Here is a 21,481-nt window from a genome sequence, read left to right on the forward strand (position 1 = left end):
GGAACTGACTCCTGTCGTCACTTGATTTTCGGGGCTATCGCCCGCGCGAGATTAAAGGCGTTCAATGCAGGGTATGGCTGCCGGGTTCGCACGGTGACCACCGAGGCGCCTTTGGCGAAGACGCACTGCCAGCTCGGACTGCCCTGCAGCGGGGTGGTGAAGGCCACCGCGCCGGCCCCGATGCCAGGCTCGGACTGCACTTCCGGGTGCCCCTGCGCTGATCCGACCATCGCGTTGTAGGCCTGGGTGGCCGTCGGAAAGCGGGCCACGGTGATCTCTCCCACCACGACGGCGGGATCGAAGGCGAAGTAGAAGCGGCAACCCGCCGGCCGGCTCTGCAGCACGGTGACCTGCCCTACCCGGTCGCCCTCGAGCTGAGCGAAGTCAGCAGCGCTGATGTACGGGCAGCTGCCAGGCGCCTCCGCAACGGCGCCCGGGGTGCTCAAGGTCGGCCGGGGGGTGCTGAGCACCGTGCTGGCAGGGCCGGTCCGCTCGCCGCCGCCGCCGTCGGCGAGCCCGGTCGACGACGCGGCTTGGGTAGCCCGGGGGCTCGCCGGGCCACCGCTGCCGGCACCGGGCTGGCAGCCGGTCAGCGCCAGCGCCAGCGCGACGATGAGCGCTCCCGGCACAGCTCTGCTCACCGGGGCGGCTCTCACCGCCTGCTCACCTCGGACGCCGGCTCGCCACGTCCGCGGCCGCCAGGGCGAGGGTGTCGTCCAGCGGCTCGAGTTCGGTGTCCAGGCCCCGGCGCGTGAGCGCCCGGCGAAGCAGCTCGTCGGCGAACTGCGGGCTCTTGGCCAGCACCGGGCCGTGCAAGTAGGTGCCGAAGACATTGCCGCGCACCGCGCCCTCGGTCTGGTCCCGGCCGTTGTTGCCGCGGCCGGCGACCGTCCGGCCGAGCGGCTGGACCTCGGGTCCGAGATCGGTGAGCCCGCTGTGGTTCTCGAAGCCGACCAGCCGTCCCCAGTCGGTGTCGATGTGGTTGTTGCCGATCAGTCGCTGGTCAGAGCCGGTGGTGCTGACGTCCAGCACCCCGACCCCGTCGATCGTGCGGCCGTCCTTGGTGAGGAAGTGGTGGCCCAGCAGCTGGTAGCTGCCGCAGATCGTCAGCATCACCACGCCGTCGTCGGCCATCGCCCGCAGCTCGGCGCCACGGCTGACGAAGTCCTGGCCGATGTCGCCCTGGGCCGCGTCCTGGCCACCGCCGCCGAGCAGGATGTCGGTGTCGGCAGGTAGCCGATCGCCCACCTGCACGCCGACGACGTCGGCGTCCAGGCCCCGCCACTGCAGGCGCTTGCGCAGCACCAGGACATTGCCGGTGTCGCCGTAGATGTTCATCTCGCGCGGGTACAGGTGTGCCAGCGTCAGCTTGCTCATCGGCTCATCCCCAGGCTCTTCGCGCGAGCGCGCATGGTCGACGCCCGCCTCATCGGACAGCCACCCCGGTCAGCTTGGCCAGCACCTGGTGCAGCTGCCACATCGCGGTGTACGTCGAGAACACCACGACCGTGTCACCCGGCGCGACCGCGGCGGTGGCCTGCTGGACGGCGCGGCCGAGGTCGGGGTCGACCTGCTCGACCGTCAGGCCGTCGTAATGCAGCCGCACCGCCATGTCGGCAGCCCGGGTTCCCGAGGTCACCAGCCGGCCGGAGATGTCCTGCAGCGCCGAGGCGAACTCCACGTCCCACAGCCACGACATGTCGCGGCCGTCGGCGTAGTCGTCGTTGATCGCGATCACCGTCGCGGCCGGACGCAGCCCGGTCACGGTGCGCAGGGACTGCCGGAAACCTGCCGGGTTCTTCACCAGCTGCAGCACCACCCGGCGGCCGGCGAGGTCGAAGGACTGGCCGCGGCCGAAGGCCGGCTGCACCGCGCGAAGGCCGGCCGCGATGGCGCCGGCGTCCAGGCCGAAGGTCAGCGCCAGGGCCGCCGCCCCGGCCGCGTTCTGGGCGTTGTGGGCGCCCTCGGCCAGCAGGGTGATGACCTCCTCGGCGTCACCGATCCGCAGCGTGAGCTCGGTGCTGACGCCCAGGTCCAGGCTCAGCAGCTCGACGGCCGCCTTCAGCTCCGAGATCTCCACCTGGCCGCCGTACATCTCCTCGTCGGTGGGGAACTGCTCCCGCAACGCCGGCGCCACCCCGAAATAGCTGACCTCGGCCGCCAGCCCGGCAGCCACCCTGACCAGCCGGGGGTCGTCCCGGTTGACCACCACGTGCCTCGTGGTCCGGGCCGCCACCTTGGCCAGCAGTTGGGCGGTGGTGTCGATCTCGCCGAATCGGTCGAGCTGGTCGCGCAGCACGTTGAGCAGCAGCAGCCGCTCGGGTTGGTGGACCTGGCAGAACCGGACCGCGTGCGCCTCGTCCAGCTCGAGCACCGCGACGTCGGCCGGTGTGCGGCCGAGCCAGGACGACTGCTGCACGACAGAGGTCAGCACGCCTCGGACGAAGTTGCCGCCGGTGTCGTTGGTCAGCACCCGGTGCCGCTGGCCGAGCACGGTGGCGACCATCTTGGTGGTGGTGGTCTTGCCGTTGGTGCCGGTGATGACCACCACGCCGAGCGGCAGCCGGGCCAGCCGGCGCGCCAGGAAGCGCGGGAACACCTTCTCCACCACCAGGCCGGGTAGCGCGGTGCCGCGCCGGCCGACGGCCCGCAGTGCCAGCAACGTCAGTTTGCCGAGCCAGATCGCGAGGATGTCCATGGTGCTGCCCAGGCTACCGACCGCCGACCACCGACCGAGCGACTAGCGCGTTCGACGCGAGCCCAGCTGGGCATTCTCGGCGAGGCCACGACTCGCCGCCGCGACCAAGCTGAACATCACCTAGGTCTCACGCGATGCTGTCACACTGAGTAACGATCTATTAGTATTAATGCCCTTAACCCCAGCCCTGAAAACACAGGGAGTCACCGATGGTTAGTCCACGTCCCTATCAGCTCAACACCGTCAGCCCGGTCGGCGGTCGAACATGGCGGTGATCCGGCACGTCGTCCAGGTCGTCGGCGGGACCATCCGCAATGACCTCTGGTGCGATGAGTGCCAGACCAGCGGCGGGTTCGAGATCGACATGCACGCGATGAGCAACCGCGGCATGCAGCCGATCGGCACCGTCAAGCAGTGCGTGCGCTGCGACTACGAAGAGCCGGCCAGCACCGAGGGTTAGATCCGCCCAGCGCCCGAAAGCTCAGCGGGTAGGCGGCGGCTGCGCGGTGCTTACCGGGACTGGCTGATGCCGCCGAGGATCCCCCCGCCGGCGATGGGGTCGGTGTCGCGGTTGTCGCCGGGATCCTCAGCCTCGGAGTTGTCCCGTCCGGCCTCGGCTGCCGCGTCGATGTTCTCGGTCTCGGGCAGCGGGCCGTCCTGGGCGGCCTCTTCGAGGCTGTCAGCGCCCTGCGAGCCCTGCGAGCCCTGCTTGCCGGAAGTGCTGTGCCCAGTGGGGTTCGAGTCGGTCATGGTGATCCCTCGTACCTGCTGAGGCGGTTCGGGTCTGAACTCGCCGGCTGCGTGAGCAGCTTCCTTCATCGTGCCCATCGCCTTCACGGACCGCAACACAGCTTGTCCGATGCTACATCTCTTACGTAAGGGTTTTACGCCCACGACAATGTGGGTAGTGGGACCCGGGCCCGCCTGCATATCTATCTTGACGGGATCGAGCTGGGTGATGAGGATGTGAAGTCCGCAGGTGGCTACCTGTACTTCTACCTCTACGCGGTGGGAAGCCGGATCGTGCTCCAATCCACTGATCCGAACCGGTCCTACGGCGAGGAGACCGTCGTGCAACAAATCTTTATCTCGAACCAGGATTATCAGGTCTGACCGGGTGGCGCGCCCAGGGGGAGACCGCTGTGGCCGTCGCCTGTATGGAAAGTCATGAGCTGAGTGATTTTGAGATGCGAAAACCTTCCTGGGCGGAGCGGACTGCCTTGGCGCGCCGCTCCACACCAGGAGGTCTTCGTACTCGAGCTAGGCCGAGCGGCCGTCAGTAGCGGAGTGCCACGCCACCTGCGTCTGGGTGGAGACGAGGGGAATCGAACCCCTAACCCCTGCCTTGCAAAGGCAGTGCTCTGCCAATTGAGCTACGTCCCCGGACAGGACCCGCGAGCAGCGGATCCCGAGCGCCTACCGATCCTAGCCGCCGGTCCAGCGGCAGCCGGCGGGCCGACCGTTGCGCTAGCGGGTGGCCTGCTTCCAGACGTCGCGGCTGTCCTTGCCCTTCTTGCGCTTCACGGCGTATTGCACGGCAGCCGCGGCGGCGAGCATCAGCAACTTCTTCACGGGCTTCTCCCTCGCTGCACACGGGCCGGGCGGGTCCGTGAAACGGCTGCAGAGTGGGCCTAGGAGGACTTGAACCTCCGGCCTCATCCTTATCAGGGATGCGCTCTAACCATCTGAGCTATAGGCCCGCTGCACGCTGACGCGCGAGGAGTGACTTTACCGGTTGGCCTGAGCGGCCCCAAACCGCCCCCCGCATCGGGCCGCCGGCCTACCAGCCGCCAGCCGACAAGCCGTCAGGGCCACCGTCTGAACAGCTACTCACGCTCAGACAGCGTGACCTCGGCGCCGCCCACCAGGTCGGCGCACAGGTTGTAGATCATCGCCCCGATCGTGCTCAACGCGATGAACAGCACGATGTTGACCGCGCCGATGATGATCGCGGCGCCGAAGACCAGCGAGCCGGTCACCACGTCGCCGCTCTTCTCGTCGCCGGAGATGGTCTGCACCGTCTCGTTCACCTTGCTGAACACCCCGGCCACATCGAGGATGCCGTACAGCACGCCCACCATGATCAGCCAGACGAAGAACAACGCGATCGCCAGCACGCACGAGAACTTGAAGACCGAGTAGACGTTGATGTGGCTCAGGGTCAGCCGGGCCCGCCGGGGCTGCCGTACGCCGCGACCCGAGCGGCCACGGGCGGCCCGCGTCTCGGCCTCGCTCGCGGCTGTCTTCATCGCGCCCTTGGCCGAAGAGGCCGCCGAGGTCGCGGTGGCCGCCGCGGCAGAGGCCTTGGACGCCAGCTTCGCCCCGAAACCGTTGCCCGACGAGCCGTCGTCGGGGCCCGAACCCGAACCGGGACCGGAGTTGACCGGTGGGCTGGACCAGCCCCCGGACTGCTGGCTCGGCGGCTGCTGGGACGTTCCCACCTTCGGCAGGGTCGCGGTGTCCTGGTCAGCGCCGGCGTTGCTGCCCCGAGCAGGCGGCGGATAGCCCTGAGTCATATCCCTGCTACTCCTGCTCCTCGGGTTCGTCGGCATTGCGAGCGATCGAGACCAGATTGACGCCGTCGGGAAGGTTGATCAACCGCACGCCCATTGTCTGACGCGACGTTCGCCGCACCTCGGCCACAGATGTCCGGATCACCACGCCGTCGGAGGTGATCGCGTAGATCTCATCCTCGGGCCGAACGGTCATCGCGCCAACCAAGGCACCACGCGTGGAAACTATACGCGCGGTCAGAACGCCCTTCCCGCCTCGACCTTGGACCGGGTACTCGGCCACCTTGGTGCGCTTGGCGAAGCCGCCGTCGGTCGCGATCAGGATCTCCATGTCGTCCTGGACGACCTCCATGGCCAGCAGCTCGTCCTGGCCGGAGAACCGCATGCCGATCACACCGGAGGTGGCCCGGCCCATCGGGCGCAGCGTCTCGTCGTCGGCCTTGAACCGGATGGACTGCGCCTTCTTGCTCACCAGCAACAGGTCATCGGTCGGCGAGATGAGGGCGGCGTCGATCAGCTCGTCCTCCTCGCGCAGGTTGATGGCCACGATGCCGCCGGAGCGGTTGGAGTCGAAATCGGACAGCTTGGTCTTCTTGATCAGTCCGGCCTTGGTGGCCAGCACCAGGTAGGGCGAGGCCTCGTAATTCTTGATGGTGATCACCTCGGCGATCACCTCGTCCGGCTGGAAGGCCAGCAGGTTGGCCACATGCTGGCCGCGGGCGTTGCGGTTGGCCTCGGGCAGGTCATAGGTCTTGGTGCGATAGACCCGGCCCTTGTTGGTGAAGAACAGGATCCAGTCGTGCGTGGAGCACACGAAGAAATGCGCCACCAGGTCATCGGTCTTCAGTGCCGCGCCCTGCACGCCCTTGCCGCCGCGGCGCTGGGCCCGGTAGAGGTCGGTCTTGGTCCGCTTGGCGTAGCCGGTGCGGGTGATGGTCACCACCACGTCCTCGGCGGCGATCAGGTCCTCCATCGACATGTCGCCGTCGTAAGGGATCAGCCGGGTGCGCCGCTCGTTGCCGTACTTGTCGACGATCTCGTTCAGCTCGTCGCGGATGATCTGGCGCTGCCGGCCGGGCTTGTCGAGGATGTCCTTGAAGTCGGCGATCTTGGCCTCGATCTCGGCGGCCTCCTCCTGGATCCGCAGCCGTTCCAGGGCGGCCAGCCGGCGCAGTTGCAGGTCCAGGATCGCCACGGCCTGGATCTCGTCGATCTCCAACAGTTGCATCAGCCCGGTCCGGGCGGCGTCGGCCGAGGGAGAGCTGCGGATCAACGCGATCACAGCGTCCAGCGCGTCCAGGGCCTTGAGGTAGGCGCGCAGGATGTGCGCGCGCTCCTCGGCCTTGCGCAACCGGTAGCGGGTGCGCCGCTGGATGACCTCGACCTGATGATCGACGTAGTAGCTGACCATCTGGTCCAGTCGCAGGGTGCGCGGCACCCCGTCCACGATCGAGAGCATCGTGACGCCGAAGGTGGTCTGCAGCTGGGTGTGCTTGTAGAGGTTGTTCAGCACCACCTTGGCCACCGCGTCACGCTTGAGGGTGACCACGATGCGCATGCCGATCCGGTCCGAGGACTCGTCGTTGATGTCGGCGATGCCCCCGACCTTGCCCTCGCGGGCCAGGCCCGCGATGTTCTCGACCAGGTTGTCGGGGTTGACCTGATAGGGCAGCTCGGTGACCACCAGGATCGCGCGTCCCCGGCTGTCCTCCTCGACGGTCACCACGGCCCGCATCCGGATCGAGCCCCGGCCGGTGCGGTAAGCCTCTTCGATCCCGTCCCGGCCGACGATCAGCGCCTTGGTCGGGAAGTCCGGGCCGGGGATCTCGCGCATCAACTGCTCGAGCAGCTCGTCCGGGGTGGCGTCGGGGTGATCCAGGGCCCAGGTGACGCCCGCGGCCACCTCGCGCAGGTTGTGCGGCGGCAGGTTGGTCGCCATGCCGACCGCGATGCCACCGCCGCCGTTGACCAGCAGGTTCGGGATGCGGGACGGCAGCACCACCGGTTCCTGGGACCGGCCGTCATAGTTCGGCTTGAAGTCGACGGTGTCCTCGTCGATGTCGCGCAGCATCTCCATGGCCAGCGGCGACAGCCGGGCCTCGGTGTTGTGCGAGACGAAGCCGTTGGTGAGAAACGCGTGGTCTGCCGAGTCGACCCGCAGCGAGTAGACCGCCTCGACGCCGGCCGGTGAGACCGAGCTGACCGGCGCCAGGGTGAACTGGCGCGGGTCGCCGCCGTCGTCGGGCAGGTGCCGGGCCTGGCCGTTGCGGTAGACCGCGCTCAGGTCCGGCAGCAGCGGCATCGTCTTGGCCCAGCTCTGGCCGCTGAACTCCGACGAGCGCAGCACCAGGACGTCGGCGTCGGTGATCTCGCCCATCAGCTTCCACATCAGGGTGGGGACGTTCTGAACCCGGCCGATCACCAGCAGCGGGTGGTTGGCGGTGCCGGTCACCGACCGGCCGCCGGCCGACACGGTGAGCACCGGGTGCTCACCGGAGTGGTGGAACGCGCTGACCCGCACCGGCGCGCCGTCGCGCCCGATCACCTTGAAGTCGACCTCGGTGGTCGAGTTCGGCTCGGCCCCGGGCAGCAGGTCGGCGATCGCCACGTCGCCGTCGGGGGTGGCGATCATCGTCTGGCCGGTGACGCAGTACCGCATCGCGGCCGCCGGGTCGTTGCCCGGTGAGCCGAAGTTGCCCTGGCCGTCGATCAGCGGCGCCCGCATCGACCACGGCTGGGACAGCCGCACGAGGGTGTCATAGATCGACATGTCGCCATGCGGGTGATAGTTGCCCATCACGTCGCCGACCACCCGCGAGCACTTGACGTGGCCGCGGTCGGGCCGGTAGCCGCTGTCATACATCGCGTAGAGCACCCGCCGGTGCACTGGCTTGAGGCCGTCCCGGACGTCGGGCAGCGCGCGGGCCACGATCACGCTCATCGCGTAGTCCAGGAAGCTGCGCTGCATCTCCAGCTGGATGTCCACCGGTTCGATCCGGTCAGTCGTCGCCGGCGGCGGGATCTCAGTCATGACGGCCTTTCGTTAAGAGCAGATGCAGGGCGGCGCAGACCCGACGGGCCCGCTTGCCTTCCGGCCCGTCGAGCCGGGTCTAGCTCAGAGCCTTTAGATGTCTAGGAACCGGACGTCCTTGGCGTTGCGGACGATGAAGGACCGGCGAGCCTCGACGTCATCGCCCATCAGCACCGAGAACAGCTCATCGGCGGTCGCGGCGTCGTCGAGGGTGACCCGCAGCAGCACCCGGGTGGCCGGGTCCATGGTGGTCTCCCACAGCTCGGTGGCGTTCATCTCGCCCAGGCCCTTGTACCGCTGGATCGAGTCGCCAGCCGCGCGCCGCCGGCCGGCCGCCTCGCCCTGGGAGATCAGGCCGTCACGCTCGCGGTCTGAGTAGGCGAAGTCCGGGTCGCCCTTGGACCACTTGATCTTGTACAGCGGCGGCTGGGACAGGAAGACGTGGCCGTGCTCGATGAGCGGTCGCATGAAGCGGAACAGCAGGGTCAGCAGCAGTGTGGTGATGTGCTGGCCGTCGACGTCGGCGTCGGCCATCAGCACCACCTTGTGGTAGCGCAGCTTGGCCAGATCGAAGTCGTCGTGGATGCCGGTGCCCAGCGCGGTGATCAGCGACTGGACCTCGGTGTTCTTCAGCACCCGGTCTATCCGGGCCTTCTCGACGTTGATGATCTTGCCTCGGATCGGCAGGATCGCCTGGTACATCGAGTCCCGGCCGGACTTGGCCGAACCGCCGGCCGAGTCGCCCTCGACGATGTAAAGCTCGCTCTTGCCGGGGTCGGTGGAGCGGCAGTCGGCCAGTTTGCCGGGCAACCCCATGGTGTCCAGGGCGTTCTTGCGAGCCAGCTTGCGCGCCTGCTGCGCGGCTTTGCGGGCCCGCGCCGCCGAGGTGGCCTTGGTGATGATCATCCGGCCCTCGGTGGGATTGCGCTCGAACCAGTCGGCCAGCCACTCGTTGCACACCTTCTGGATGAAGGACTTGGCCTCGGAGTTGCCCAGCTTGGTCTTGGTCTGGCCCTCGAACTGCGGTTCGGCCAGCTTGATCGAGATGATCGCCGCCAGACCCTCGCGGATGTCGTCGCCGGTCAGCTTCTCGTCGTTGGGCTTGAAGATCTTCTTGTCGGTCGCCCACCGGTTGACCACCGAGGTCAGGGCGCTGCGGAAGCCCTCCTCGTGGGTGCCGCCCTCGTGGGTGTTGATGGTGTTGGCGAAGGTGTAGACCGACTCGGAGTAGGACTCGTTCCACTGCAGAGCCACCTCGGCCGACAGCCGCAGCTCCTTGTCCTCGGCCTCGAAGTAGACCACCGACTTGTGGATCGGGGACTTGGTGGCGTTGAGGTGCTTGACGAAGTCAGCGATGCCGCCGGCGTAGTGGTAGTCCACCCGGCGCAACTCGTGGTCACCGCCCCGCTCGTCGCACACCGTGATGGTCAGGCCCTTGTTCAGGAAGGCCATCTCCTGCAGCCGGCGGATGATCGTCTCGTAGGAGAACTCGATCGACTCGAAGATCTGGTCGTCGGGCCAGAAGGTGACGGTGGTGCCGGTCTCTTTGCTGGGCTCGCCCTTGTGCAGCGGCGCGGCCGGCTTCTGGTCGACGTAGGGCTGGCGCCAGACGTGGCCCTCACGCTTGATCTCGACCTCAAGCCGGGAGGACAGCGCGTTCACCACCGAGATGCCGACCCCGTGCAGGCCGCCGGAGACCGCGTAGGAGTCGCTGTCGAACTTGCCGCCGGCATGCAGGATGGTCAGGATCACCTCGACCGCGGGCTTCTTCTGGGCGGTGTTCATGCCGACCGGCATGCCACGGCCGTTGTCGACGACCCGGACGCCACCGTTGGGCAGCAGGGTGACCTCGATCCGGTCGCAGTGACCGGCCAGTGCCTCGTCGACGGAGTTGTCAACCACTTCCCAGACCAGGTGGTGCAGGCCTCGCTCACCGGTGGAGCCGATGTACATGCCCGGTCTTTTGCGGACAGCTTCGAGCCCCTCAAGGACGGTGATCGAATCTGCTCCGTATTCAGACGCAGCCTTAGCCGGCACTCGGTGCTCCTTCATCTGGACTGCTCTTCACAAGCCGTGCTGCGCCTTCGCGCGACAGGGCCTATCAGTGGGGACCCACCAGCGGGGGGTCAACCTCACCAGTCTACGGGGTGGCAAGGCCACCATGCCGCTTGCAACACCGCTGATCGTTCCACTGAGCGATTTTGTGGCCACTGGTGAATCGGGATACGCGCCATCGGCCGTCAGCTCGGCAGCGTCTGCCGATCAGCCGTAGGTGTCGCGCGCTCCCCGGCCGCCGTGCATCGACCAGGGACCATGCTTCCAGGACGGCGCCGAGGGGCCGGTGATGATCAGCTTGGTGACCAGCCCGGCCGGCAGCTCCCGGGCGATCCTGGCCAGGATCTGCGGCGCCATCAACCGCAGCTGGGTCGCCCACGCGGTGGACTCGGCCGACACTTTGAGCTCACCGTCGGCCAGGCTGACCGGCTGGCAGCGGGCGGCGATGTCTGAGCCCACCACGCTGGCCCACTGGCCCATCAACCTGGCCTGGGCCAGCGGGGCGACCCAGCCGAGCTCGGCCATCGACCGACCCACGATGGCGCCGATCGGGGCCGGGTCGCGTTCGTCCGGGCGGGCGCCGCTGTACCCGCCGCCGGCTGAGCGCCGCCGGCTGAGCCGCGCCGGCCGGCCGGCGCCCCGGCCTGCCGCGATCGACCGGGCCGAGCGAAGCGCGCCGGCCGCCAGATCAGGAGAGGGCAGGTCATCACCCTCAGTGTCGGGCACAGCGGTGGGACCATTTGGGGATAACTGGTGAGGTTCTGTGGACAACTGGCGATCACCCTCGACAAACCGGCCACGTGCGCGGTGGATATCCACTTTGGCGTCGGAATCCTCACGCACGGCGAACCTCACCCTCAGCGACCGAGTACTGCGCACCGGTCAATGCCGGCGGCACGTCACCCAGCACCGCCGCTGAGATCAGCACCTGCTCGGCCTTGCCCGCGATGCCGGCCAGCTGATCACGGCGAGCCGTGTCCAGCTCGGCGAAGACGTCATCGAGGATGAGCACCGGTTCAGCGCCGTCTGCCGAGAGCAGCTGAAAACACGCCAGTCGCAGCGCCAGCGCCGCCGACCAGCCCTCGCCATGACTGGCATAGCCGCGAAGCGGCAGCTCGTTGAGCCGGAGTTCCAGATCATCGCGGTGAGGACCCACCAGGCTCACGCCGCGCTCGATCTCTTGCTGCCGGACCTTGGCCAGTTCGGCGAGCAAGGCCTGGGACAAGGACTCCACGCTTGGTATTACACCGGTGTCATTACCTGCTGGATCCACAACTGAGCTGACATAACTGAGTGACAGCCGGCCGCTGGCCGGCGCCAGTTCGGCATAGGCCTCGACCGCATAGGGACGAAGCGCGGCCACCAGCTCCAACCGGGCGGCCAGCAGCTGCGCGCCGTGGGTGGCCAGGTGCCCGTCCCACACCTCCAAGGTGCGCAGATCCCCGGCGCCGCCGGCTCGCCGAGCCGCGCCGGCGGTCTTGAGAAGCGCGGCCCGCTGCTTGAGGACCCGCTCGTAGTCGGCGCGCACGCCTGCCAGCCGGGGTGTCAACTGCACCAACACGTCATCGAGGAAGCGCCTGCGCTCGGACGGGTCACCGCGAACGATCGCCAGGTCCTCGGGCGCGAACAGCACGGTCCGCAGCCCGCCCAGGATGTCACGCGGGCGTGTCACCGGTGACCGGTTCAGCTTGGCCCGGTTGGCCCGGCCGGCGGTGATCTCGACTTCGAGGACCAGCTGCCGCCCGGCCGACACCACCGCGGCCTGCACCACCGCCCGATCCGCGCCCGCCCGGATCAAGGGGGCGTCGGTGGCCACCCGGTGACTGCCCAACGTGGCCAGATACCCGATCGCCTCGAGCAGGTTGGTCTTGCCCTGGCCGTTCGGCCCGATCAACACGCTGGCACCGGGATCGAAGCTGACATCGGCTCGGGGCCAGCTCCGGAAATCGGCGACGCTGAGGTGCTGGACGTACATCGAGGCCGACGGCGCAGGCTCTAGGAGGCGCCAGGCGAGATGGCCTGCGAGGCCGTCACGCTGCCGACTGCCTCGACGGCATGGCCGCCGAACTGGTTGCGCAGTGCGGCCACCATCTTCATCGCAGGCGAGTCATCCTGGCGGGAGGCGAACCGGGCGAACAGCGCCGCGGTGATCACCGGCATCGGAACGGCGTTGTCGATAGCCGCCTCGACGGTCCACCGGCCCTCTCCGGAGTCCTGGGCGTAGCCGCGCAGCTTGCTCAGGCCAGGGTCCTCATCGAGGGCCAGCACCGCCAGGTCCAGCAGCCAGGACCGGATGACGGTGCCCTGCTGCCAGGACTTGAACGTCTCGGCGACGTTGTCCAGCAGCGGTGAGGCCGCCATCAACTCGTAGCCCTCGGCATAGGCCTGCATCATGCCGTACTCGATGCCGTTGTGGACCATCTTGGCGAAGTGACCGGCGCCCACGGCGCTTCCGGCGTGCACGAAGCCACCCTCGCCCTGGGGCTTGAGCGCGTCGAAGATCGGCTGGGCCCTTGCGACGTCGTCGGCCGCGCCCCCGATCATCAGCGCATAACCGTTCTTCAGGCCCCAAACACCCCCGGAGACGCCGGCGTCGAGGAAGGAGATGCCCTTGGCGGCGAGCAGCTCGGCATGCCGGGCGTCGTCGGTGTACTTGGAGTTGCCGCCGTCGATGACGAGGTCGCCCTCGCTGAGCAGCTCACTCAGTGCCAGGACCGTCTCCTCGGTGGCGGCGCCGGCGGGAACCATGATCCACACGGTGCGGGGCGCGGCCAGCGTGCTCACCAGCTCCTCAAGCGAGGCGACATCGCGCGCCGCTTCCGGTGACCGGTCGAAGCCCACGACGGTGTGGCCGCCCCCGCGGATCCGTTCGGCCATGTTGCCGCCCATCTTGCCCAGCCCGATGAGACCGATCTCCATGCCTGCCTCCAGCTCTGTCGCCCTGCTTGGCCGCTCGCGGATCTGAGTTTTCACCGTAGTCGTCCAGCCCGCACGCAGGCAGCCCGCCCCGGTCCGTACACAGCAGTGATAGGTAGTTCTTGTCTTTCTGATCAGAGTTAAGTAATCGTCGTCATAAGGCCTGTGGGCTCTGTGGATAACCAGTGTTTTCCCTGATCAGCCGCCATCTGGGGTGTGTGCCAGGGGTGGCACAACCTGAGAGGCCAGGCACCCTCGAGGTGGAGGAGCGCAACCTCGAAGTGGTCCTCCACAGCGGCGGAAGGCGCTGTCCACACGGCTACCCACACTGTGTGCAAGCACTCGATTACCGCGGTCGCCACTGCTGGCGACCGCGAGAACAGGGGGCTAGGGACCGACGGGCGCCGCTCAGGAGCGGGCGCGGGTCCTGATCCGGCTGGTCAGCTCGGTGATCTGGTTGTACACATTGCGGCGCTCGGTCATCAGGGACCGGATCTTGCGCTCGGCGTGCATCACCGTGGTGTGGTCGCGGCCGCCGAAGGTCTGGCCGATCTTGGGCAGCGACAGCTCGGTCAGCTCCCGGCACAGGTACATCGCGATCTGCCGGGCCGAGACCAGCACCCTGGTGCGCGAGCTGCCGGTCAGGTCTTCCAGGCTGATCCCGAAGTACTCAGCCGTCACAGCCATGATCGTCGAGGCGGTGATGTCGGGCCGGTCGGACTCTGAGATCAGGTCCTTGAGCACGATCTCGGCGAGTTTGAGGTCGATGTCCTGCTTGTTCAGGCTGCCGAAGGCCACCACCCGGATCAGCGCGCCCTCGAGCTCACGGATGTTGCTCTGGATCTTGGAGGCGATGAATTCCATGACACCGGGCTGCAGCGTCATCCCGTCCTTGGCGGCCTTCTTGCGCAGGATCGCGATCCGCAGCTCCAGATCCGGCGCCTGCACGTCGGTGATCAGCCCCGACTTGAATCGGGTGACCAGCCGGTTCTGCAGCCCGGACAGCTGCTCGGGCTTGCGGTCACACGAGATCACGATCTGCTTGTTCGCCAGCTGCAGGGTGTTGAACGTGTGGAAGAACGCTTCCTGAGTCTGCTCGGCCCGCTCCAGGAACTGGATGTCGTCGATCAGCAGCAGGTCCACATCGCGGTAGCGGCGCTGGAAGGACTGGACGTCATTGACCCGGACCGAGTTGATGAAGTCGTTGGTGAACTCCTCGCTGGAGACGTAGCGGACCCGCATGGTCGGTTCCAGCCGGCGGCCGTAGGTGCCGATGGCGTGCAGCAGATGGGTCTTGCCCAACCCGGACTCGCCGTAGATGAACAGCGGGTTGTAGGCCTTGGCCGGGGCCTCGGCGACCGCCACTGCCGCGGCGTGGGCGAACCGGTTGGACGAGCCGGGGACGAAGGTCTCGAAGGTGTACTTCGGATTGAGCCGGGCCTCGTGGTCGATCCGCACCATCGCCGGCGTAGGCACGCCACCGTAGGCCCCTCGGCCCAGCCGGTTCGCCGCGCCGTCGATCCGGCCGTTGGCGCGACCGTCGACCAGGGCCTCGACCCGCTCGTCCTGGCCGTCGGATAAGCCGTCAGAGAACCGGTCGTAGGTGTCGATCTCGAGGTCTTCGACCTCTTCGACCTCGACTGAGGCGCTCGGCCGGTCGCCGGGCTCCATGGGCTGGATCGTGACGGCGACGTTGATGTCGCGGCCGAGGGCCTGGCTAAGGGTCGCGGTGATCAGCGGTCGCAGGTTGTTCTCGAGGTAGTCCTTGGCGTAGGTGTTGGGCGCGGCCAGCAGCGCGGTGTCCTCCAGCAGTCCGATCGGCCGGGTCAGGCTGAGCCAGGCGCGCTGATGCGGCCGGACCGAGGGGTCGTCGAGCTGGTTGATCGCGCGGTGCCAGACGTCCGCAAGATCGGCGAGCTCGTCCGCCACTTGGGTCACTCCCTCGGTCTTGCGCTTATGCACCGCACCGCACCGCGGCCTGCCTGACCGGATGAACTGCCACCGGAGGCACCGCTGAGTACCGGAGGTCTATCCACAGAATTATCCACAGCCTGTGGAGGGGTGCCGAAACAGCCCCGGCCTTCTTGGCCGAAGTGCTCGCTCAATGCCGCAGCGATTGGGTTCGAGCCGACAACTTAACAGCGCAGCCGGTCAACTCACAATGCCGAGCAGCCACATCGGACACACCTCGGGCGTGTCGCCACGCCTCGGGCCGACGCGCCCTCTCCGCCTGCCTCAACCATGGATGACCCTGTGACCGAGGCGGCGCCGGCAGCCTCGGTCGAGCGCCGGTTTGACCTCGGCAGGGGTCGATCCGTACCGTTGAGACCTCGTGTGCCGTCTCTTTTCCGGCGGCCACTTCCTGTGCCGTTCCACCGAGGTCACGACCGATTCCGGGCGCGACCTCGGCAACCCAGCCGAGTGCGCCAGCTAGGCGTCCCCAGGCGCAAAGATTGCGATGGAGCCAGACCGTGAGCAAGCGGACCTTCCAGCCGAATAACCGCCGCCGGGCCAAGACCCACGGCTTCCGTCTGCGGATGCGGACCCGTGCCGGTCGCGCCATCCTGCAGGCTCGCCGGCGCAAGGGCCGTGGCGAACTGTCCGCCTGAGCCGGTCGCCCCAGGTGTTGCCCGCCGCTCACCGTCTTCGGTCGGCTGCTGATTTCACCGCCGTGACCAGGCGGGGACGGCGGGTACGCAGCGGCTCGGTCGTGGTCTACCTTCTCACCGACCCGGCTGAGCCCGCCGCCAGCCGAGTCGGGCTGGTGGTGGGAAAAGCGGTAGGCGCCAGCGTGGTGCGGCACCAGGTCTCACGCCGGTTACGTGCTCAACTACAAGATCGGCTGGATCGCATTCCGAGCGGAGCCAAGCTGGTGGTACGCGCCCTTCCCGAGACCGCGAAGGCCAGCTCGGCGGTGCTCGGGCATGACCTGAGCCGCGCTCTGGACAAGTTGGGCGCTCACCCCGCTCACCGCTCGGGCGCAGTCAGCGCCCCGACCAGCAAGCTCTCCCACAGCCCCGGATGGAGCGGATCCAGCCGATGACGGACCGTCCTGGACCGGCAGCGCGCGCGGCCATCACGGCAATCGCCGTCTATCAGGGCGCCTGGAGCTGCCGCCGGCCTCCGGCCTGCCGGTTCACGCCCAGCTGTAGCGCCTACACCGTCACCGCTATCTCCCGTTTTGGGCTGATCAAGGGCGGCATGCTCGGCCTTCGGCGCATCGGCCGGTGTCAGCCGTTCCGGCCGGGTGGCTATGACCCGGTTCCGCCGCTGAGCGACTCCGCGCCAGCGACGCGTGAGGGAACCGATACCGGCACCGACTCGTCGGATGAGAAGACTCTCCTAGAACAGGCTGGTTGATGCTGGATTTCCTTTACACCTCCATCTCGTGGGTGCTGCTGCGCTGGTACCAGCTGTTCACGTTCCTGGGCATGGACGAGAAGAGCGGCCTGACCTGGGCCTTCTCGATCATCATGCTGGTGGTGACCGCCCGGTTGCTGATGTTCCGGTTCTTCGTCAAGCAGGTGCACTACCAGCGCCGCATGCAGGAGATGCAGCCGAAGATCAAGAAGCTGCAGGAGAAGCACAAGGGCGACAAGGCGAGCCTGCAGCGAGAGATGATGGCGCTGCAGCAGTCCGAAGGCTTCAACCCGATCTCGGGCTGTTTGCCGATGCTGCTGCAGATCCCGATCTTCATCTCGCTGTTCCACGTGCTCAAGCACATCTCGAACTCGGTCGGGTTGCCGCCCGGAGCGCGCGGCCTGACGCTCTACAGCTTCACCGAGCAGCAGACCACCGACGCCGCGGCCGCCAGGCTCTTCAACAATGCCCCCTTGGCTGCCTCACTGCGCGACTCCGCGGACAAGATCGAGAACCAACTCCACGGAGACCTCAGCACCACCCGGATCGTGACCATAGTGCTGGTGATCGTCAGCGCTCTGGCCACCTACCTGACGCAGCGGGCGGTGATCGCCAACCAGACCACTCCCCCGGAGGGTCAGGCCGCGATGATCCAGCGGCTGATGCTGGTCGGCATCCCGGTGTCTGTCCTGGTCTCGGGCTTCATCTTCCCGATCGGGGTGCTGCTGTACTGGTTCACCAGCAACCTGTGGACGATGGGCCAGCAGTACTACATCTTCAGGTACCACCCGCACACTCCCGGCGCCACGACGGGCGCCGCGGACGTGCCGACCGGCCAGACAGGTAAAGCGCTGGCTCCCAAGGTCGGACAGAAGCCGATCAGCGCCAAGGGCACCCGGCCCGGCGCCGCGCCCCGAGCAGCCGCTGCGGGTCGAAGCGGCGCGAGCACCGCGACGGCCGACGGAGCAGCCAAGAGCGCGGGAACGACGAAGGCCGGCGCCACGTCCAACGTCAACCTGTCCAAGTCCGAGCCGGCGGTCAGCCAGCCGGCCGACAACACCGCCGGCGCCGCCCCGGCCGGGCCTGCTCAGGCCCACCGCGGCCAGCGACCCTCGGGCAACCGGCCCGGCAACAAGCGCTCTCCGAGTAAGAAACGCCGTTAACTTCCGAGTACGCGCTCTCCTCCATAGCACTGCAAGCCGCGCAGTGAGAACAAGGGACTGATGATGACCGACACCGCCTCCACGGACACCGCCCCCACCTCGACCGACGCCGCGCTGGACGCCGCGGAGAAGGACTCCCCGCCGCTGCTGGTCCAGGAGGGCGACATCGCCGCCGACTACCTTGAGCGCCTGCTCGACATCGTCGACTACGACGGAGACATAGACCTCGACGTCGAGAACGGCAGGGCCATGGTGGCGATCGTGGGCTCGGAGCTGCAGCCCCTGATCGGGCCGGCGGGCGCCACCCTCGACGCCCTGCAGGAACTGACGCGGCTGGCGGTGCAGCAACAGACCGGGATTCGCAGCCGGCTGATGCTCGACGTGTCCGGACACCGTCGGGCTCGCCGGAATGAGTTGACCGCGCTGGCCAAGCAGACCGCTGAAGAGGTGTTGAGTTCCGGCGACGCCGTCCGATTGTCGCCTATGAACCCATTTGAGCGCAAAGTGGTGCACGACGCCATCTCCGCGACCGAGGGCGTCATCAGCGAGTCCGAGGGTGAAGAGCCGAACCGGCGGGTTGTGGTCCTGCCGGCCACATGACCGGCAGCGGCCCCGCCGCTTCGACGCCTGCCCACGGTGAGCCGCCAGTCCTGGGCGAGCCGGCAGCACCCGCTCCACCCCAGGTGGTCTTTCAACGTTTCGGCGCGGGCGCTGAGCTGCTGGTGCGTTACGCCGAGTGGCTGGCCGGTCCAGGGACCTCGCGCGGACTGCTCGGTCCCCGGGAAACCCCCCGGTTATGGGATCGCCACCTGCTGAACTCGGTGGCGGTCGCGGAGCTGATCCCCCCGAACGCTCGGTTGGTGGATATCGGCGCCGGCGCCGGCCTGCCCGGTCTGGCGGTGGCGTGCGTCCGCCCGGATCTGACGGTCGACCTGGTGGAGTCCTTGCTGCGCCGCACTGACTTTCTCACCGAAGTGGTGACCGCGCTGGAACTGACCGATCGTGTTCGGGTCATCCGGGGCAGGGCAGAGGACAGCGCTGTGCTCAACACGGTAGGTTCAGCGGAGTTCGTGACAGCACGGGCGGTGGCGCCACTGGACCGCCTGGTCCGATGGAGCTTTCCGCTACTTCGACCAGGTGGCAGCCTGCTCGCCCTCAAGGGAGCCGGCGCTGAGGGCGAAGTGCGCGAGCATCAGCAGTTCCTGACCCGGATGCGGGCCGAGGTAAGAGGGGTCATCGAATGCGGCGCCGAGCTGGTCGACCCGCCGACTCGGGTAGTGCACCTCATTCGCCGGTAGCACCCGAGTGCATTCGCCCCGATCGTGTGATGTGACCCAATTCCAGGACCAGATTTATCCGTAGGTGAGCTGACCAGAGCCCACGCGGCCCACGCAGTTGACCAGCGCTCGAGTAGCCAGCTCAACCGACACAGGCAATGAGGTGACATCCGGGATGCCGGACGAGTTCGACCCCGCTTCCACCACCCGTACTGCCGTGCCTCCGTTAAATCCTGGTGAGCTAAAGCCCGCCGAGGCCGAGGGCTCACTCCGCAGCGCCACCCCTGCTGACACTCAGCACCACGAAGTGACGCGCGACGACGATGTTTCACGTGAAACATCGCACGGCTCAGACCTCTATGAAGCCCTGCAGGCTGACCTGGCGCATGAGGCACTGAACCCAGGACAACCACATGTTTCACGTGAAACAACACTCAGCGACACCCCCATCGCTCGGGAAGCGATGCAGGCCGTTCACGTGCGTAACGTTCGCCAGCAGTCCTGGAACGCGCCTCCTGCACGCCGGATCATCACCGTCGCGAATCAGAAGGGCGGGGTCGGTAAGACCACCTCCGCAGTCAACCTTGCGGTGGCACTGGCGTTGCACGGATTGCATGTCCTGCTCGTGGACCTCGATCCGCAAGGTAATGCCAGTACCGCTCTGGGAGTGCCGCACACCGCTGGGACAGCGTCGGTCTATGACGTCCTCCTAGGAGATATGTCCCTCGCGGAGGTGGCGGTTCAGGTCGAGGCCGCGCCGCTGCTGCGGTGCGCCCCGGCCACCATCGACCTGGCCGGGGCTGACATCGAGCTTGCCTCGCAGGTCGCCCGTGAGCACCGGCTGCGACGGGCTGTGGCGAGTTACACCGACAAAGTCGACTACATCATCATCGACTGCCCGCCGGCGCTGGGCCTGCTCACCTTGAACGCCCTGGTGGCAGCCCAGGAGATCCTGATCCCGATCCAGTGCGAGTACTACGCCCTGGAAGGCCTGGCGCAACTGCTGAACACCGTGCAGCTGGTGAAAACCCAGCTGAACGAGACCCTTGAAGTGTCGACCGTGCTGCTGACCATGTACGACAGCCGTACTCGCCTGGCCGATCAGGTGGCCGATGAGGTGCGCCAGCACTTCGGTGACAAGGTGATTCGGTCCGTCATCCCCCGTAATGTCCGGGTCTCTGAGGCTCCTGGGTACGGTCAGACTGTGATCACCTATGATCCCGGCTCGCGAGGAGCGGTCAGTTACCTTGAGGCCGCCCGCGAGTTGGCCGAGCGCGGGTCCGCGCTGCCGGAGCACGACGAGCAAGCACGGGAGGCGCGGCAGTGAGCAAACCCCCACGGCGTGGTGGTCTCGGTCGGGGCTTGGGAGCCCTCATCCCGACCGCCGCTTCACCGGCTGACACCGGCTCTGATTCCGACGGCCCTGCCGGCTCCGAGCAGGGCGGGCCCGTTGACCAGCAAGCGGCCGACGCCGGCCCGGAAGCCACCCCGGCGGCGGTGAACCCGTCAGGCGTCGTCAAGGTAGTTAATCGGGTGCCGTCGCTGTCGTCGCTGTCAGCCTCTTCAGCCACCGATTTCTACTTCGACCCGTCTCCGGTGCCGGGAACGACACTGCGCCACCTTCGCCCGGACCAAATCACCACCAATCCGAGGCAACCGAGGCAGGTCTTCGACGAAGAGGCGCTGACCGAGTTAAGCCACTCGATCAAAGAGTTCGGGGTCCTGCAGCCGATAGTGGTGCGGGCTCAGGGCGCCGGCTTCGAACTGGTGATGGGCGAGCGCCGGCTCCGTGCCGCCATCGCCGCGGGCCTGAGCACGATCCCGGCCATTGTGCGCGAGACCGCCGACGATGCGATGTTGCGGGACGCGCTGCTGGAGAACATCCACCGCGCACAGCTGAACCCTCTGGAAGAAGCGGCTGCTTACCAGCAGTTGTTGCAGGAGTTCGGCGTGACGCATGAGGAGCTCGCCAGCAAGATCGGCCGTAGCCGTTCGCAGGTGAGCAACACGATCCGGCTGCTGAACCTGTCGGTCCCGGTTCAACGCCGGGTGGCTGCCGGAGTGCTGTCGGCCGGCCACGCCCGGGCGCTGCTCGGCCTGGAAGACCGTGACCAGCAGGATGAGTTGGCGAGCCGGATCGTCGCCGAGGGGTTGTCGGTTCGAGCGACGGAGGAGCTGGTCACCCTCGCCGCCGCGGGCACGAGCGTCAAGAGCAGGGCCACACCAACCCGCCGGCCGACCGCGCCGGCCCTTAGTGAGCTGGCGAACAAGCTGTCGGACACCTTGGAGACCAGGGTGAAGGTCGAATTGGGGCGCCGTAAAGGAAAGATCACCGTGGAGTTCGGCTCGATCGATGACCTGGAGCGGATCGTCGCCGTGATCGCCCCGCACTTGGCCACAGCGTCGGCCCCGGAGGCTCTCGGCCCGCGGGTCGACACCGGCGGCTCGACTGGGTGACCAAGCCCGCC

General features: G+C 67.5%; 22 protein-coding genes and 2 tRNA genes. 10 read left to right on the plus strand and 14 right to left on the minus strand.

The features are described 5' to 3' along the window. Positions 1 to 17: 17 nt before the first annotated feature. Genes VGB75_06550 through VGB75_06560 form a run of 3 tightly spaced genes read right to left on the minus strand, consistent with a single transcriptional unit; the run spans position 18 to position 2,698 of the window. Positions 18 to 641, minus strand: a complete 624-nt coding sequence (locus VGB75_06550) for a hypothetical protein (protein ID HEY0166687.1) — start codon at positions 639 to 641, stop codon at positions 18 to 20. 22 nt (positions 642 to 663) lie between these two features. Further along, entirely contained in the window at positions 664 to 1,377 is a 714-nt protein-coding gene (locus VGB75_06555; GenBank protein HEY0166688.1) for a glutamine amidotransferase, read from the minus strand. A gap of 49 nt (positions 1,378 to 1,426) precedes the next feature. Then, positions 1,427 to 2,698 (minus strand): MurT ligase domain-containing protein, encoded by a 1,272-nt coding sequence (locus VGB75_06560; GenBank protein ID HEY0166689.1) that lies wholly within the window; start codon positions 2,696 to 2,698, stop codon positions 1,427 to 1,429. A 265-nt stretch (positions 2,699 to 2,963) separates the two neighbouring features. Between VGB75_06560 and VGB75_06565 the strand changes: the two genes are divergently transcribed. After that, on the plus strand, positions 2,964 to 3,158 hold the full coding sequence (locus VGB75_06565) for a hypothetical protein (GenBank protein HEY0166690.1): 195 nt from the start codon (positions 2,964 to 2,966) through the stop codon (positions 3,156 to 3,158). Between the two features lie 50 nt (positions 3,159 to 3,208). Here VGB75_06565 and VGB75_06570 read toward each other — a convergent pair whose 3' ends face one another. Further along, positions 3,209 to 3,448, minus strand: a complete 240-nt coding sequence (locus VGB75_06570) for a hypothetical protein (protein HEY0166691.1) — start codon at positions 3,446 to 3,448, stop codon at positions 3,209 to 3,211. Between the two features lie 216 nt (positions 3,449 to 3,664). On the opposite strand from VGB75_06570, the gene VGB75_06575 reads away from it, so the two are divergent. Then, positions 3,665 to 3,811, plus strand: coding sequence for a hypothetical protein (locus VGB75_06575; GenBank protein HEY0166692.1), 147 nt, complete (start codon positions 3,665 to 3,667; stop codon positions 3,809 to 3,811). A 197-nt stretch (positions 3,812 to 4,008) separates the two neighbouring features. On the opposite strand, the gene VGB75_06580 is transcribed toward VGB75_06575, so the two are convergent. From VGB75_06580 to dnaA, 10 genes are all read right to left on the minus strand, one after another. Next, positions 4,009 to 4,081: transfer RNA gene (locus tag VGB75_06580), tRNA-Ala, on the minus strand. Positions 4,082 to 4,165: 84 nt separating this feature from the next. Beyond that, the gene (locus VGB75_06585) at positions 4,166 to 4,270 is read right to left on the minus strand and encodes a DLW-39 family protein (protein HEY0166693.1); all 105 of its coding nucleotides are present in this window, start codon (positions 4,268 to 4,270) and stop codon (positions 4,166 to 4,168) included. Positions 4,271 to 4,324: 54 nt separating this feature from the next. Beyond that, positions 4,325 to 4,398: transfer RNA gene (locus tag VGB75_06590), tRNA-Ile, on the minus strand. A 126-nt stretch (positions 4,399 to 4,524) separates the two neighbouring features. Continuing rightward, positions 4,525 to 5,214 carry a DUF3566 domain-containing protein gene (locus VGB75_06595; protein ID HEY0166694.1) on the minus strand — a complete coding sequence of 230 codons (690 nt, stop codon included), beginning with the start codon at positions 5,212 to 5,214 and terminating at the stop codon, positions 4,525 to 4,527. A gap of 7 nt (positions 5,215 to 5,221) precedes the next feature. Further along, entirely contained in the window at positions 5,222 to 8,242 is a 3,021-nt protein-coding gene (gene gyrA / locus VGB75_06600; protein HEY0166695.1) for a DNA gyrase subunit A, read from the minus strand. A 93-nt stretch (positions 8,243 to 8,335) separates the two neighbouring features. Beyond that, positions 8,336 to 10,294 carry a DNA topoisomerase (ATP-hydrolyzing) subunit B gene (gene gyrB / locus VGB75_06605; protein ID HEY0166696.1) on the minus strand — a complete coding sequence of 653 codons (1,959 nt, stop codon included), beginning with the start codon at positions 10,292 to 10,294 and terminating at the stop codon, positions 8,336 to 8,338. Between the two features lie 210 nt (positions 10,295 to 10,504). After that, positions 10,505 to 11,023: a DciA family protein gene (locus VGB75_06610; GenBank protein ID HEY0166697.1), complete on the minus strand. Its 519-nt coding sequence runs from the start codon at positions 11,021 to 11,023 to the stop codon at positions 10,505 to 10,507. A gap of 109 nt (positions 11,024 to 11,132) precedes the next feature. Then, positions 11,133 to 12,272: a DNA replication/repair protein RecF gene (gene recF, locus VGB75_06615; protein ID HEY0166698.1), complete on the minus strand. Its 1,140-nt coding sequence runs from the start codon at positions 12,270 to 12,272 to the stop codon at positions 11,133 to 11,135. Positions 12,273 to 12,292: 20 nt separating this feature from the next. Then, entirely contained in the window at positions 12,293 to 13,270 is a 978-nt protein-coding gene (gene gnd / locus VGB75_06620; protein HEY0166699.1) for a decarboxylating 6-phosphogluconate dehydrogenase, read from the minus strand. A 351-nt stretch (positions 13,271 to 13,621) separates the two neighbouring features. Next, on the minus strand, positions 13,622 to 15,151 hold the full coding sequence (dnaA, locus tag VGB75_06625) for a chromosomal replication initiator protein DnaA (GenBank protein HEY0166700.1): 1,530 nt from the start codon (positions 15,149 to 15,151) through the stop codon (positions 13,622 to 13,624). 533 nt (positions 15,152 to 15,684) lie between these two features. Here dnaA and rpmH point away from each other — a divergent pair. The 8 genes from rpmH to VGB75_06665 all read left to right on the plus strand — a co-directional run bounded on the left by rpmH (position 15,685) and on the right by VGB75_06665 (position 21,470). Next, on the plus strand, positions 15,685 to 15,822 hold the full coding sequence (gene rpmH, locus VGB75_06630; GenBank protein HEY0166701.1) for a 50S ribosomal protein L34: 138 nt from the start codon (positions 15,685 to 15,687) through the stop codon (positions 15,820 to 15,822). A 14-nt stretch (positions 15,823 to 15,836) separates the two neighbouring features. Continuing rightward, positions 15,837 to 16,256 carry a ribonuclease P protein component gene (gene rnpA, locus VGB75_06635; protein ID HEY0166702.1) on the plus strand — a complete coding sequence of 140 codons (420 nt, stop codon included), beginning with the start codon at positions 15,837 to 15,839 and terminating at the stop codon, positions 16,254 to 16,256. Then, entirely contained in the window at positions 16,253 to 16,573 is a 321-nt protein-coding gene (gene yidD / locus VGB75_06640; protein ID HEY0166703.1) for a membrane protein insertion efficiency factor YidD, read from the plus strand. Before rnpA ends, yidD begins: the two co-directional genes overlap by 4 nt. Beyond that, on the plus strand, positions 16,573 to 17,736 hold the full coding sequence (yidC, locus tag VGB75_06645) for a membrane protein insertase YidC (protein ID HEY0166704.1): 1,164 nt from the start codon (positions 16,573 to 16,575) through the stop codon (positions 17,734 to 17,736). The genes yidD and yidC overlap by 1 nt, the downstream gene beginning before the upstream one ends. A gap of 63 nt (positions 17,737 to 17,799) precedes the next feature. Beyond that, on the plus strand, positions 17,800 to 18,336 hold the full coding sequence (locus VGB75_06650) for a R3H domain-containing nucleic acid-binding protein (protein HEY0166705.1): 537 nt from the start codon (positions 17,800 to 17,802) through the stop codon (positions 18,334 to 18,336). Between the two features lie 83 nt (positions 18,337 to 18,419). Further along, positions 18,420 to 19,034, plus strand: a complete 615-nt coding sequence (gene rsmG, locus VGB75_06655; protein ID HEY0166706.1) for a 16S rRNA (guanine(527)-N(7))-methyltransferase RsmG — start codon at positions 18,420 to 18,422, stop codon at positions 19,032 to 19,034. A gap of 154 nt (positions 19,035 to 19,188) precedes the next feature. Then, entirely contained in the window at positions 19,189 to 20,340 is a 1,152-nt protein-coding gene (locus VGB75_06660; protein ID HEY0166707.1) for a ParA family protein, read from the plus strand. Beyond that, on the plus strand, positions 20,337 to 21,470 hold the full coding sequence (locus VGB75_06665; GenBank protein HEY0166708.1) for a ParB/RepB/Spo0J family partition protein: 1,134 nt from the start codon (positions 20,337 to 20,339) through the stop codon (positions 21,468 to 21,470). Before VGB75_06660 ends, VGB75_06665 begins: the two co-directional genes overlap by 4 nt. Positions 21,471 to 21,481 lie beyond the last annotated feature (11 nt).

The sequence above is a fragment of the Jatrophihabitans sp. genome, from assembly GCA_036399055.1.
GTDB lineage: Bacteria > Actinomycetota > Actinomycetes > Mycobacteriales > Jatrophihabitantaceae > Jatrophihabitans_A.

Bases quoted from the DNA above. Each gene is read 5' to 3' on its own strand.
- recF (HEY0166698.1), bottom strand. From the start codon at position 12,272: ATGTACGTCCAGCACCTCAGCGTCGCCGATTTCCGGAGCTGGCCCCGA.
- VGB75_06570 (HEY0166691.1), bottom strand. From the start codon at position 3,448: ATGACCGACTCGAACCCCACTGGGCACAGCACTTCCGGCAAGCAGGGC.
- VGB75_06565 (HEY0166690.1), top strand. From the start codon at position 2,964: ATGGCGGTGATCCGGCACGTCGTCCAGGTCGTCGGCGGGACCATCCGC.
- VGB75_06560 (HEY0166689.1), bottom strand. From the start codon at position 2,698: ATGGACATCCTCGCGATCTGGCTCGGCAAACTGACGTTGCTGGCACTG.
- gyrA (HEY0166695.1), bottom strand. From the start codon at position 8,242: ATGACTGAGATCCCGCCGCCGGCGACGACTGACCGGATCGAACCGGTG.
- VGB75_06650 (HEY0166705.1), top strand. From the start codon at position 17,800: ATGACCGACACCGCCTCCACGGACACCGCCCCCACCTCGACCGACGCC.
- gyrB (HEY0166696.1), bottom strand. From the start codon at position 10,294: ATGAAGGAGCACCGAGTGCCGGCTAAGGCTGCGTCTGAATACGGAGCA.
- VGB75_06595 (HEY0166694.1), bottom strand. From the start codon at position 5,214: ATGACTCAGGGCTATCCGCCGCCTGCTCGGGGCAGCAACGCCGGCGCT.
- yidD (HEY0166703.1), top strand. From the start codon at position 16,253: ATGACGGACCGTCCTGGACCGGCAGCGCGCGCGGCCATCACGGCAATC.
- VGB75_06555 (HEY0166688.1), bottom strand. From the start codon at position 1,377: ATGAGCAAGCTGACGCTGGCACACCTGTACCCGCGCGAGATGAACATC.
- yidC (HEY0166704.1), top strand. From the start codon at position 16,573: ATGCTGGATTTCCTTTACACCTCCATCTCGTGGGTGCTGCTGCGCTGG.
- VGB75_06660 (HEY0166707.1), top strand. From the start codon at position 19,189: ATGCCGGACGAGTTCGACCCCGCTTCCACCACCCGTACTGCCGTGCCT.